This window comes from Mycobacterium sp. NPDC051804, assembly GCF_044452905.1.
Classification (GTDB): domain Bacteria; phylum Actinomycetota; class Actinomycetes; order Mycobacteriales; family Mycobacteriaceae; genus Mycobacterium.
Map to the genome: position 1 here is coordinate 340,014 of NZ_JBITCD010000001.1, position 12,874 is coordinate 352,887.

11 protein-coding genes are annotated in these 12,874 nt (G+C 65.1%); 4 read left to right on the forward strand and 7 right to left on the reverse strand.

Features of this window, described 5'->3' with window-relative positions; genetic code table 11:
* Positions 1-75: 75 nt before the first annotated feature.
* From ACIA48_RS01655 to ACIA48_RS01680, 6 genes are all read right to left on the reverse strand, one after another.
* Positions 76-1,152, reverse strand: coding sequence for an inositol-3-phosphate synthase (locus ACIA48_RS01655; protein ID WP_396727018.1), 1,077 nt, complete (start codon positions 1,150-1,152; stop codon positions 76-78).
* 36 nt (positions 1,153-1,188) lie between these two features.
* Positions 1,189-1,734 carry a PadR family transcriptional regulator gene (locus ACIA48_RS01660; RefSeq protein ID WP_396728441.1) on the reverse strand — a complete coding sequence of 182 codons (546 nt, stop codon included), beginning with the start codon at positions 1,732-1,734 and terminating at the stop codon, positions 1,189-1,191.
* Between the two features lie 142 nt (positions 1,735-1,876).
* A complete protein-coding gene (locus ACIA48_RS01665; RefSeq protein ID WP_396727020.1) occupies positions 1,877-2,737 on the reverse strand; it encodes a DUF1707 domain-containing protein in 861 nt (286 codons plus the stop codon).
* 17 nt (positions 2,738-2,754) lie between these two features.
* A complete protein-coding gene (locus ACIA48_RS01670; RefSeq protein WP_396727022.1) occupies positions 2,755-3,636 on the reverse strand; it encodes a DUF1707 domain-containing protein in 882 nt (293 codons plus the stop codon).
* 27 nt (positions 3,637-3,663) lie between these two features.
* Positions 3,664-4,539 carry a DUF1707 domain-containing protein gene (locus ACIA48_RS01675; protein WP_396727024.1) on the reverse strand — a complete coding sequence of 292 codons (876 nt, stop codon included), beginning with the start codon at positions 4,537-4,539 and terminating at the stop codon, positions 3,664-3,666.
* A 34-nt stretch (positions 4,540-4,573) separates the two neighbouring features.
* Positions 4,574-5,404 (reverse strand): thioesterase family protein, encoded by an 831-nt coding sequence (locus ACIA48_RS01680; RefSeq protein WP_396727026.1) that lies wholly within the window; start codon positions 5,402-5,404, stop codon positions 4,574-4,576.
* A gap of 103 nt (positions 5,405-5,507) precedes the next feature.
* Between ACIA48_RS01680 and ACIA48_RS01685 the strand changes: the two genes are divergently transcribed.
* The 3 genes from ACIA48_RS01685 to ACIA48_RS01695 all read left to right on the forward strand — a co-directional run bounded on the left by ACIA48_RS01685 (position 5,508) and on the right by ACIA48_RS01695 (position 10,157).
* Positions 5,508-5,942, forward strand: coding sequence for a DUF5318 domain-containing protein (locus tag ACIA48_RS01685; protein WP_396727028.1), 435 nt, complete (start codon positions 5,508-5,510; stop codon positions 5,940-5,942).
* Positions 5,943-5,988: 46 nt separating this feature from the next.
* A complete protein-coding gene (locus ACIA48_RS01690) occupies positions 5,989-8,451 on the forward strand; it encodes a transglycosylase domain-containing protein (RefSeq protein WP_396727030.1) in 2,463 nt (820 codons plus the stop codon).
* Between the two features lie 119 nt (positions 8,452-8,570).
* Positions 8,571-10,157 (forward strand): glycosyltransferase family 87 protein, encoded by a 1,587-nt coding sequence (locus ACIA48_RS01695; RefSeq protein WP_396727032.1) that lies wholly within the window; start codon positions 8,571-8,573, stop codon positions 10,155-10,157.
* 6 nt (positions 10,158-10,163) lie between these two features.
* Here the strand turns inward: ACIA48_RS01695 and ACIA48_RS01700 are convergent, their stop codons facing one another.
* Complete coding sequence (locus ACIA48_RS01700; RefSeq protein WP_396727034.1) at positions 10,164-12,056, reverse strand: hypothetical protein; 1,893 nt, start codon at positions 12,054-12,056, stop codon at positions 10,164-10,166.
* A gap of 85 nt (positions 12,057-12,141) precedes the next feature.
* Here ACIA48_RS01700 and ACIA48_RS01705 point away from each other — a divergent pair, with 85 nt between their 5' ends.
* Positions 12,142-12,873, forward strand: coding sequence for an SGNH/GDSL hydrolase family protein (locus tag ACIA48_RS01705; RefSeq protein WP_396727036.1), 732 nt, complete (start codon positions 12,142-12,144; stop codon positions 12,871-12,873).
* The last annotated feature ends 1 nt before the right edge of the window (position 12,874 follow it).

Below are 12,874 nucleotides of genomic sequence, written 5' to 3' on the forward strand. Positions count from 1 at the left end.
ACCCTACAAAACGAAAAGGCGGACAGATCGCGCGTGGTCTGTAAACCTGCGATCTGCCCGCCAGTTCGGAAAGAATCAGCCCTCGATGAAATCCTCGAGCTGCGCGCGCGCAACGTCGTCGGGCAGCTGCTTCGGGGGGCTCTTCATGAGGTAGGCCGAGGCCGCCTCGACGGGGCCGCCGATGCCGCGGTCCTTGGCGATCTTCGCGGCGCGCACCGCGTCGATGATGACGCCGGCCGAGTTCGGCGAGTCCCACACCTCGAGCTTGTACTCCAGGTTCAGCGGCACGTCACCGAACGCGCGCCCCTCGAGCCGCACGTAGGCCCACTTGCGGTCGTCGAGCCACCCGACGTGATCGGACGGGCCGATGTGCACGTCCTTCGTCTTGAACTCGCGCTGCAAGTTGGAGGTGACGGCCTGGGTCTTGGAGATCTTCTTCGACTCGAGGCGCTCGCGCTCGAGCATGTTGAGGAAGTCCATGTTGCCGCCGACGTTGAGCTGCATCGTGCGGTCCAGCTGTACGCCGCGGTCCTCGAACAGCTTGGCCATCACGCGGTGGGTGATCGTCGCGCCGACCTGGCTCTTGATGTCGTCGCCGACGATCGGAACGCCGGCGTCTTCGAACTTCTTCGCCCACACCGGGTCGGAGGCGATGAAGACGGGCAGCGCGTTGACGAACGCCACACCTGCATCGATGGCGCACTGCGCATAGAACTTGTCGGCCTCTTCCGAGCCGACGGGCAGGTAGGACACCAGCACGTCGACCTCGTTGTCCTTGAGGATCTTCACGACGTCGGCCGGCTCGGTGTCGGACACCTCGATGGTGTCGGCGTAGTACTTGCCGATGCCGTCGAGGGTCGGACCGCGCTGCACGACCACATTGGTGGGCGGCACGTCGGCGATCTTGATGGTGTTGTTCTCCGACGCGAAGATGGCTTCGGAGAGGTCGAAGCCGACCTTCTTGGCATCGACGTCGAACGCGGCGACGAACTTCACGTCGCGCACGTGATACGGGCCGAGCCGTACATGCATCAGGCCGGGAACGGTGGCGTTCTCGTCGGCGTCCTTGTAGTACTGCACGCCCTGCACCAGCGATGACGCGCAGTTACCCACGCCGACAATTGCGACGCGCACATCCGTATTTCCAGTCATAACGACTTTCTCCCTCTCCTACTAACCCGGTAGTACTTACGGCTGTTCAGCCCGTTGCTGCGCGGTCCGTTCTGCCGCAATCAGTTCGTTGAGCCATTTCACTTCGCGCTCGCTGGACTCCAACCCGAGCTGATGCAGCTGCCGGGTGTAGCGGTCGATCGAGCTGCTGGCCCGCGCCACTGCTTCGCGCAGGCCCTCCCGGCGTTCCTCCACCTGACGACGGCGCCCCTCCAAGATCCGCATCCGTGCCTCGGCGGGGGTGCGGTTGAAGAAGGCAAGGTGAACGCCGAATCCGTCGTCGGAAAAGTTTTGCGGTCCGGTGTCGGCGACCAGCTCGGTGAAGCGCTGGATGCCTGCCTCACTGAGGCGGTACACACGCCGTGCCCGTCGCATCTTCGGGACGCCCTCCGGTGCGGCGTCCTCGACGATCAGCCCGTCGGCCTGCATACGCCGTAGCGCGGGATACAGGGAGCCGTAGGAGAACGCCCGAAAAGCGCCGAGCAGACCCGTCAGACGTTTGCGCAGCTCGTAGCCGTGCATGGGCGATTCGAGCAGAAGTCCCAGGATGGCGAGCTCCAGCAATCGAATCACCTCCCTGACGAAACATTGCTTGCCGTTGCGGCGGTGCAACACGTCTGGCAATAGTATCGCGCCGATATATTCGCTGCCAACAACGGGTGACCCAGCGCGAACGTGGAGGCGACCCCAGAACGAACGCCTGGGGTCAGGGGACGCTGTCGACGCGCTTCAGCGTGCCGTCGCCTGCGAAGGTGACAGAACCGCTGCCGAAGTCAGTCGACGACACGTTCGCGCGCAGCGTGAGCTCGCCTGGACTCGTCGGATCCTTGGCCGGGTCGATGGTCAGGTAGGTGTTTTCCTTCTTCACGTCGGCGGCGTTGAGCCCGACGGTCTCGGGGGCGCCACGCAGAATGCCGACCGCGGTCTTGACATCGAAGGCGGCCAGGTCGACCAGGCGGTCGTCCTCGCTTTTGGCCGACGTCGTCGGATCGTCGAATCCTCCGCGATACGTGTAGCTCAGCTTTCGGCGCTCGTCGCTGGGGTCGGGCCGGTACAGGACCGCGTACTCCGGATAGATCACCATGTCGTAGCCCATGGTGTCGCCGAACCGCTGGCGCATCTGCTCAAACAGGCCGTTGAGACCCCCGAGGGACTGAAGCTGCTTCGGCGGGGTCAGGACCTTCCCCGGGATGCCGTCGGACTTGGCGCCCGGGTCGGAGGTGAAGCTGAGCGGCGAGGTGGTGTTGCCGTATAGACCCCAACCGATACCGATACCGAGTGCGACGAGCACGACGGCCGTGGCCAGGCGGATACCCCAACCGGCGCCGGCGCGAATCTTGGGTCGCCGCTTGAGGTCCGGGAGTTGGACCGGCGCGTTGGCGGTCTGCAGGTCGGAGATCAATGACTGTAGGTCGCCGAGCGTCTCGGCCTGCGTCGCCAGCGCCACTCGCGTCCGGTGCTCTTCCATCGACAGCTGCCCGTCGGCCAGTGCGCTGTCGAGGATCTTGCAGCTGTCGTTGCGGTCGCTGTCCTTGGCCCGCGTTCCTGCCGTCTGCCGGTTCGCCACGACGACGATCGTAGAGGTCAGTTGGGGTACTCGACGCGCTTGGTGTTGCCCGCGCTGTCGAGATAGATGTATCCGTCGGCGCCGGACTTGGCAGCCACCTGCACCAGCAGCTCCAGTGCAGGGACGCCGGCGGGATCCGGCACCTGGTCGATGTCCAAGACGACCTCTGACACGTTGGCCGGCGTGATACCCACCATCTCCGGCGCGCCACGGAGGACCTCGACGACCTTCTTCACGTCGAAGGCGCCCAGGTCGGCCGGCATGTCTTCGGCGTCCCTCGGCTTGCGAGTCGGATCCCCCCAACCGCTCTCGAAGATGTAGAGCAATTTCGACTGCTCGTCGTTGGGATCGGGGCGGAAAAGCATGGCGCGGTCGGAAAAGATCGCGAGTTCGATGCCCGTCGTGTCGCCGAAACGCGCGCGCGTCTGATCGAGCAGCCCCGTCATCCCGCCCAACGTCTGCAACTGCTTCGGCATGTTCAACACGGTCGGCTCCACGCCGTCGGGCGCGGCACTTGGTTCAACCGGCTTTCTCGGCACGGCCGGTGCGGCCGGGACCGCCGGCGCGGCGACGCTCGGCTTCGGAGGCTCTGGGTCCGACTTGTTGACCACGACCACGACAGCAACAGCGACTACCGCGAGCACCCCGGCCGCGACAAGCAGCCAGCCCTTTCGCCTCCCGGACGTCCGTCGCGGTGTTGTCGGCCTGGTCGCCGGCTGCAGGTCGGTGATCAAGCCTTGGAGTTCGCCAAGCGTGCCCGCCTTGGTGGCAAGAGAGATCCGGTGCCGGTGCTCCTCCATCGTGAGTTGCCCCTCGGCGAGTGCACTGTCGAGGGTTTGGCAGGTGTCGTTTCGGTCGGTATCCCTCGCCCGCAACCGTGGGGTACGCCGTGCGGCCACGTCGATGATCGTAGGTCCAAACTTCCGTCAGACGGGCTGCTTGACCTTCTTCACGTTGCCGGCGCCGTCGAGGTCGATCAATCCTGTGCCGAAGCTCGTGGAGACGATGATGTGCACCGTCAGCGCCTGAGGTGCTGACGGGTCATCGGCGGGCTCGACGGTGAAGTAGGTCTTGATGATGTTCATCGGCTTGAGGTCCATGGTCTCGGGAACGCCACGGATGACGCCGAGGACCGCCGCCGCGTCGAAAGCGCTCAAGTCGACGGTGTCGGCTCCGGAATTAGCACTGGTGCCAGGGCCTTCCCATTCGCCGGCTTCATAGCGGTAGCGCGCCTCGAACCGATCGTCGTCGGTATCCAGGCGGATCAGTTCCGCGTAGTCGGTGTACACCGACAGTTCATAGCCCTTGGTGTCGCCGAACTTTCCGCGCATCTGCTCGAAGAGACCGGCGATCCCGTCGACAGAGTGAAGGAATCGAGGGCCACTGGGTGCCGCTGTCGTCGGGCCGGCCGGTCCCGCAGTTCTCTTGGCGCCGGGGTCCGTGCCCGTGTTGGCGGGTGCGGCAGCCGGTGCCTCCCCGGCGCGATCCGGCGGATCGCGGTCGAACACCCCCCAGATGACGAGGCCGAGCACCAGCACGACCGCGGCGCCAACGGCGGACGCGATCACCCACCCGGGCGCGCTGATCCGCCGCGGAGGTTTCACCGGTGCGTTTTCAACTTGAAGATCGGTCAGTAATCCGTGTAGCTCCGCGAGAGTGGGGGCGTTCGTCGCGGCGGCGACGCGTTGCCGATGTTCCTCCATGGAGAGTTGGCCTTCGGCTAGCGCGGTGTCGAGGATCTGGCAGATGTCGGCGCGGTCGCTGTCCTTCGCCCGCGTTCCCGGTCGCTGCCGCCTCGCCACGCCTGTAGATCGTAGAGTTCGACGACCTCCGCAGTCAGCGGATAAGCCCCTGCGACGTCAACACCGCGAGTAGAGCGCCGTCGGGTCCGCGCAACGAGCCGTATGAGGAGACGGCGCCGCTGGCGACCGAACCGCGCGCTTCGAGCAGCCGCCATGCGGTGGAAGGCAGTTGCTGCGCGCCGGGCTGCCACACGATGTTGAGGTCCAAGCTCAATAGCCAGGTCTCGACGAAGCCGGTGACTTTCCCGGGTGCGTCGAAAAGGTGGGCGTCGGCGTGCAGTACGTCCGCGATCTGGGGATGCTCCAGCGGATCACCATCGGCGGCCACCCAGAGCGCCACCTCCGGGTCGCGACTCTGGAACGTCGTCAGTCCCTCGGGGTAATCGACGCCGCGACGGTGCGCGAATCGCATCGACGGGTATTCCTCGCCGATCCAGTGCAGTGAGGGGCACACGTCAGGAGTCGGCAGTGGCGCTTCCGGCGTGCCGTACCGCGCGAAGGGTATGGGCGCGTCGACTGACGGGGGACCCTGCCAGCCGTCCGCCAGCCAGCTGCTGGCGATCAGGATCGTGCGGCCGCCTTGGGTAATCGTCACCTCGACGGCGTGGGCTGTGCGACCGCCGCGGATGGTGCTGACCTCGAGGTCGAGCGAACCAGGCGTGCCGGGCGCGACGAACATCACGGACAAAGACGCCGCCGCGGCTCGTCCGGTGTGCGCGAACACCGCGGCCAGCGCGAGCGCCGAGGTGTAGCCGCCGAACGCCCGCTCCTCGAAGCACCAGTGATCGGGCAGGTGACGCGTGTACCGGGTCGTTTCATCGTCGCCCGACTCACGGTCGAGGGCGAAGTCGCGCCCGTTCAGCATTGAGCTTCTCCTGAGAATCGAATGTCCAGATCAACACCCTAGAGATCGGGTCCGCGGCGCCGTCGCGCCTCCGGTGTCGCGCGGCCGACGTACTCTGGTCTCCGTGCGGTTGCAGCGACAGGTGGTGGACTACGCGCTTCGACGGCGGTCCCTGCTGGCAGAGGTCTACTCGGGGCGCACCGGTGTCTCGGAGGTCTGCGATGCCAATCCCTATCTGCTGCGCGCCGCGAAATTTCATGGGAAGCCCAGTTCGGTGACGTGCCCGATCTGCCGCAAGGAGCAGCTCACCCTGGTGTCCTGGGTGTTCGGCGACCACTTGGGCGCTGTGTCCGGTTCGGCGCGCACCGCAGAGGAGCTGGTCCTGCTGGCAACCCGATTCGACGAGTTCTCCGTACACGTGGTGGAGGTATGCCGCACCTGCAGCTGGAATCACTTGGTCAAGTCGTACGTACTCGGCGCCATCCCACCACCGAAGGGATCGCGTACACCGAGGCGGACCCAGACGGCGCGCAGTCGTGCGCGCACGGCCAGTGAATAGCGAAGGGCGCCACGACCGGTCAGCCGACGACGTCCGTGCAGGGCGTATGGCTGATGGCGTGAGCGAGCCCAAACCACAGCCTTCCGAGTCCGGGGATGGGGCCGCAGGGCGGCACCGCCAGCAGGCGGATACCCCCGCGCCGCCGCGGACGCGCAGCCTTCCGCCCGACGACAGGCGCACGGCCATCCTCCCGCCGGTGCGCGACGTGGCTCCGCCGCAGTGGCGCGATCCCATTGACGTGGTGAAGGCCGCGCTCGACGGGACACCGGCGCCCAAGCAGCCTCCGCCGCCTCCGCTACCCCCGCGCCGCCCGCCCGGCGGCGGGGGACCGCCAGAAGGTCCGGCGGGCGGGCCGCCGCGCCAGCGTCCGCAGATCAACTGGAAGTGGATCAGGCGAGGCGCCATCGTGGCGGTGGCCGCGATGATCCTGTTGCCGATCATCACCTTCGCGATGGCCTACATGATCGTCGAGGTGCCCAAGCCGGGCGACATCCGCACGAACCAGGTCTCGACGATCCTGGCCAGCGATGGCAGTGAGCTCGCGAAAATCGTTCCGCCAGAAGGTAACCGCGTCGACGTCAACATCGACCAGATACCGGTGCAGGTGCGCAACGCGGTGATGGCCGCCGAGGATCGCGACTTCTACTCCAACCCAGGGTTCTCTTTCACCGGCTTCATCAGGGCCATGAAGAACAACCTGTTCGGTGGCGACCTGCAGGGTGGTTCGACCATCACCCAGCAGTACGTGAAGAACGCCTTGGTCGGCGACGAACGTTCGGGCATCGGCGGCCTGATCCGCAAAGCCAAGGAAGTGGTCATCTCGACGAAGATGTCCAGCGAATGGTCCAAAGATCAGGTGCTGCAGTCGTATTTGAACATCATCTACTTCGGACGGGGTTCGTACGGCATCGCCGCTGCGTCGAAGGCGTACTTCGACAAACCCGTCGAACAGCTGTCCGTCGCCGAGGGCGCGCTGCTTGCCGCTCTCATCCAGCAGCCGTCCGGCCTGGATCCCGCCGTCAATCCCGACGGTGCGGTAGAGCGCTGGGACTGGGTGCTCGACGGCATGGTGACCATCGGTGCACTGTCACCAGAAGAGCGTGCCGCGCAGGTCTTTCCGGTGACGGTGCCGCCCGAGCAGGCGCGGTCGCAAAACCAGACGACGGGTCCCAACGGCCTCATCGAGCGTCAGGTACAGCGCGAACTGCTCGAACTCTTCGACATCGACGAGCAGACCCTGAACACCGAGGGGCTGCAGATCACCACGACGATCAACCCTCAGGCGCAAAAGGCTGCTGAAGAGGCCGCGGCCGAGTATCTCGAGGGCCAGGATCCCGACATGCGCACCGCGATCGTGTCGATCAATCCGAAGAACGGCGGAGTCGAGGCGTACTACGGCGGAACCGACGCCAACGGGTTCGACTTCGCCCAGGCCGGTCTGCCCACCGGTTCGTCGTTCAAGGTTTTCGCGTTGGTTGCCGCCCTGCAGCAGGGTATGGGTCTCGGTACGCAGGTCGACAGTTCGCCGGTGTCGATGAACGGCATCACGATCAACAATGTCGAAGGCGGGGGCTGCGGCACCTGCAACATCGCCGAAGCGCTGAAGCGCTCGCTGAACACCAGCTACTACCGACTGATGCTCAAGTTGGAGAACGGGCCCGCCGACGTCGCGAAGGCCGCGCACGAGGCGGGTATTGCAGAGAGCTTCCCCGGCGTGGACCACACGCTGTCCGAGGACGGTCAGGGCGGACCGCCCAACAACGGAGTCGTGTTGGGCCAGTACCAGAGTCGCGTCCTCGACATGGCTTCGGCGTACGCGACGATCGCGGCCTCGGGCGTCTATCACAAGCCGCACTTCGTGCAGAAAGTCGTCAACGCTTCCGGCGAGGTGCTGTTCGACGCGTCGCAGCAGGACAACGAGGGCGAGCAGCGCATCGACAAGAAGGTCGCCGAGAACGTCATCTCCGCGATGCAGCCCATCGCGGCGTACTCCAACGGCCACGCGCTGGCCGGTGGACGTCCGTCGGGGGCGAAGACGGGTACGAACCAGCTCGGGGACACCGGCGCCAACCGTGACGCGTGGATGGTCGGCTTCACGCCGTCGTTGTCGACCGCGGTGTGGGTTGGCACCACCGAAGGCACCAAACCTCTGGAGAACAGTTACGGTTCACCGGTTTACGGTTCGGGCCTGCCGTCGGATATCTGGAAAGCGACGATGGACGGTGCGCTGGACGGAACCGACAATGAGTCGTTCCCGAAGCCCGAGGAGATCGGGGGGTACGCCGGTGTGCCGCAAGCCCCCGCGCCGCCGTCGACCCCGCCCCCGGATGTGCCGCCGATACCGCAGACCACGGTGATCCAGCCGACGATCGAGTTGGCGCCCGGCGTCACGATCCCGTGGGGCCCGCCGACAACGGTGCCCGTCGCTCCGCCCGTGCCCGTCGCACCCGGTGCGCCTCCGCCGCCTCCTCCGGGGGTGCCGGGTGCCCCGCTGCCACCGCCTCCGTGACCGACGGGATAGATCGGGACGACGACGGCGAGCCATCGACGGCATCGCCTGTCCGTCTAGCTCGGTGTGATTCGCCAGCCAGCCTGGCGGCCGACCGGCGGAGCCTCGACAACCGCGACATGCCCAGCCGTACCGACACGATGGGTGCCGCGCTGTCCGAGGTGATCGGCGGTCCGGTCGGCAGGCACGCGCTGATCGGCAGACAACGGTACTTCACGCCGCTGCGCGCGATGCTGCTGATCGCGCTGGTGTTGCTCGCGCTCGGGTACTCGACCAAGGCGGCGTGCCTGCAGACCACCGGCAACGGCCCGCCTGACCAACGCGTCGCCAACTGGGACAACCAGCGGGCGTACTACGAACTTTGCTACTCCGACACAGTCCCGCTCTATACCGCCGAACTGTTGAACCTCGGCAAGTTCCCGTACAAGTCGAGCTGGGTCGAGAAGGACGGTGAGGGAAAACCGAAGATTCGCTACGACGGCGATATCGCGGTGCGGTACATGGAGTATCCGGTGCTGACCGGGCTGTATCAGTACGGGTCGATGGCGCTGGCGAAGTCGTACACCGCGCTGTCGAAGCTGGTGTCGGTGCCGGTGCTGGCCGAGGTCGTGATGTTCTTCAACATCGCCGCGTTCGGACTGGCGTTGGCGTGGCTGGCTACGGTGTGGGCGACGTCCCGATTGGCAGGCCCGCGGCGGGTATGGGATGCGGCGTTGGTGGCCGCGTCGCCGATCGTCATCTTTCAGATCTTCACCAACTTCGACGCGCTCGCAACGGCTTTCGCGACGGGGGCGATGCTGGCGTGGGCGCGGCGAAGGCCCGCGCTGGCCGGCGTGTTGATCGGCCTGGGTGTGGCGGCCAAGCTGTATCCGCTGCTGCTGCTCGCGCCATTGCTCGTGTTGGCGGTGCGCACCGGTAAGACGCGCGAGGTCGGCAAGACAGCGGTGGCCGCAGCGGTCACGTGGATCGTCGTGAACCTGCCGATCATGATTCTGTTCCCAAGGGGATGGTCGGAGTTCTTCCGGCTCAACAGCCGCCGCGGCGATGACATGGATTCGATCTACAACGTGGTCAGGTCGTTCACCGGATGGGGCGGATTCGATCCCGATATCGGGGTGTGGGAACCGCCAACGGTGCTGAATACCGTTTCGGCGTTGTTGTTCGTATCCTGTTGCATTGCAATCGCTTACATCGCGCTGACGGCCAAGCAACGCCCAAGGGTGGCGCAGATCGCGTTCCTCGTGGTGGCGGCCTTCCTGTTGACGAACAAGGTCTGGAGCCCGCAGTTCTCGCTGTGGTTGGTGCCGCTGGCGGTGCTCGCCCTACCGCATCGGCGCATCCTGCTGGCATGGATGACGATCGATGCGCTGGTATGGATACCGCGGCTGCTGTACCTCTACGGTCAACAGAACAAGGGCCTGCCCGAGCAGCCGTTCACCGTCGTGGTGGTACTGCGGGACCTCGCAGTGATCGGCTTGTGCGCATTGGTGATTCATCAGATCTATCGACCGGACAAGGACCTGGTGCGCTTCGGCGGCGAGGTCGACGACCCGGCCGGCGGCGTCTTCGACGGAGCGCCCGATGCTCCGCCGAAATGGCTGCCCGACTGGCTACGCCCGGATCGGGACAGGGTGCGGATGGGTGCCGCGCCGGAGCCCGATCCCGATCCCGATCCCGATGAGCTGATGGTCAGCTCGTCGCGCTGACCGTCATCAGCGGTTGAGTTCGGTCTCGGGTTCCGAGCGCGTACTCAACGTGAGCTCTCGATAGGGCGGCGGACTTGTCGCGCCGGCGACGCCGAGGTCGACAGCGGTCAGGGCCGCGACACCAGCGGTGAGGTCGGCACCCGCGGCCGTGCTCCAGTTCGATACGTACGGCAAGTATGAGAGCGTGTCCGCGCCTGTAGCGAGCTGGGTGTACGTGAGGTCGTTGTGCAGCGGTCCATGTTGCGGCACAGCGGGTTTCGTCCAACCAGTCTCCACCTGCTTCACATACCGACCGGCGCCGAGGGCCGTCGAGCGTAGTCGCGTCCATCGATGCCTGGTCCACTGCGTTGTAGCTTCGTCGGGGTGTATGTGGGGAGGGAGGTCGACATGCGCGGGAATGTCGCCCCGCACCATCCACCCCAGGTTCTCTCCGGCAGCCCGTCCCTTCGGGATCAACCCGGTGATCGTCGTACTGTCCATGTCGAGGTTCATGCCACCCTCACCGCTGGCCAACTGAATTGTGCAGATTCGGTCACGTACGCCAAGGGCCTTGGTTGCCAAGTTGTCCGACCAGTTCTGCATGGTTGTCAGGACCGCACCGAGCAATCCACCGGTCGAAGTTATGCCGACAATCGGAGACCCGTCTCCCACTCCTGCTTGAATTGGCCGCCACACGTTGCGGTGTGCATCAGCCATACCGCCATCGCCGCCATCGGTTGCGGCGGAGCCAAGGTTGATCCCGTACGTCGGTCGCGACGGTAACGGATGGTCGAACAAATGGACCGGCATGTTCGAGCAGATGCCGCCGTCGGACAGCCACACCTCGCGGTACTCGGGAATCCAATTGCTTTCTTGCTGAATGAATGTGAGTCGCCACAGCGGAATTGCCGAGATCAGTACCGGGAAGGACAAACTGATCCGCGCGCCCAGCAGCACCGGTATGTCGTCTGGGCTTGGCAACTTGAGTAGTCCCGCCGCCCCGAGTTCCGCCTTCTTACTCGAGCGTTGGGTAGCTTCCTGGCCCAGACGTAGGAGATGGTCCGCGACCGGTTCGGGAAACAGCTTCCGCATGTCGTCAGGCTTGAACGCCCACGTTTCGTCTGAAAAGGGAAAAGTCTCGCTGGCGCTCTGCGAGAGGTTGGTGGTGAGCGTGACGAGGCCGATGCCGTGTTCCTTGAGATCGCCGTAGGTCAGTGGCGATTGACGACCGTCACCCGCGAGTTGTTCAATCCGCTCGTGCAGCCAGTCGGTGAGGCCGGTTTGGTCTTCGACCGATCGGCCATTGCACAGGCCGTGCATATTGCCGGCCACAGCTTTCAGCGCGCCACTGACGATGCTGATTGAGGCCGCGACAGCACGGGCGGCGATGTAGACGATCACGACGACGAGAATCGCCAGCAGGGTGAACGCGATCGTTCCTAGCGAACACGCAAATACCAGCAAGACCGTCGCCAGGAGTAAAAGGGTGAGGGCAAAAGCCCAGCCCAGCTTGAACTTTGGAACCGTCGGACCGTGGCGCCAGACCGTCGGCAGTACTGCTTTGACCCGTTTGAACACCGCTGGCCCATCAATCTTGCGCTGCTGCCAGAACAGGTCGAAGTATTGGTGGGTTTCAGGTTGCGGTACGAAGAGTCGTTGCAGCGTCGTCTCGTGCGTCGCGGGGTCCTTTTGCGCCAGCTCCTCGGGAATCGTCGACAGCAGATCGAACCCGCCGCGTCCGGACTGGCGTCCGTACTCGGCCGCAGCTGAGGCGACGGCGGCGATCGCACCTGCCGACGAACCGCCGATGTTGTGGAAGCGGTGGTCGCGAGCAAGTTCGACAATCGCCGGCGGGTAAACGACGCCGCTGGTGATGCCGCCCTTCAACACGAGGTCGCAGTCGAATGGCAAGTCGGACATGGTCACATCTCCAATCAGGGGTTGCCGACGGAGAACAGGCCGAAGTGTAGGCCGACTGACGGGCGTTCGGAGCTATTCTCAAGAGGTGAACCGTCGGTCGCGACACCTATTAGTACTGGCCTGTGTAGTCGTCGGGCTGGTTGGTTGCGGCAAGGCCCAAACCCCAGCACCGTCATCGCCGACGGCTGAACAGCGGCAGGAAGACAGCACGACGTCCGCTGCGCCGACCGACGCTGTGCGCTATCTCGCGTTGGGGGATTCCCTGAGCCAGGGCGTCGGCGCGCCAGACGAACAGACGGGCGCCTTCCCCGCACGGCTGGCCGAGCAGTGGCGCGGTGCGGGATGCGAGGTCGAACTGCAGAACGCGGGCATCAGCGGCTACACCGCGGAGCAGGTGCTGACTGACGAGGTACCCCAGATCGAAGAGTTTGAGCCGACGCTGATCACGTTTCAAGCCGGGGCCAACGACATCGTGAACGAAGTGACGGTCGACGACTACCGAAAGAACGTCAAGGCCGTGCTCGAGGCAGCGACGGGCAGCGGTGCGCACGTCATCGTGCTGGCGCAGAACGAATGGTTCCGGTCGCCGGAGGGACAGACCTATGGCGAGGATCTGGCGGCGCAGCGAGAGGCGTTCGATAACGTAATGATCGAGGAGGCCGACGCCGCGGGCGCCGAATTCGTCGACATGCGAGGGCTTTACACGCAACAGGCTGACGATAACCAATGGGTCGAGGATGGGATTCATCCCACACCGGAAGCCTACGAGGCATGGGCGGCAGAATTGTCCGGTGCTATCCCGGTGCCCTGCCAGTGAG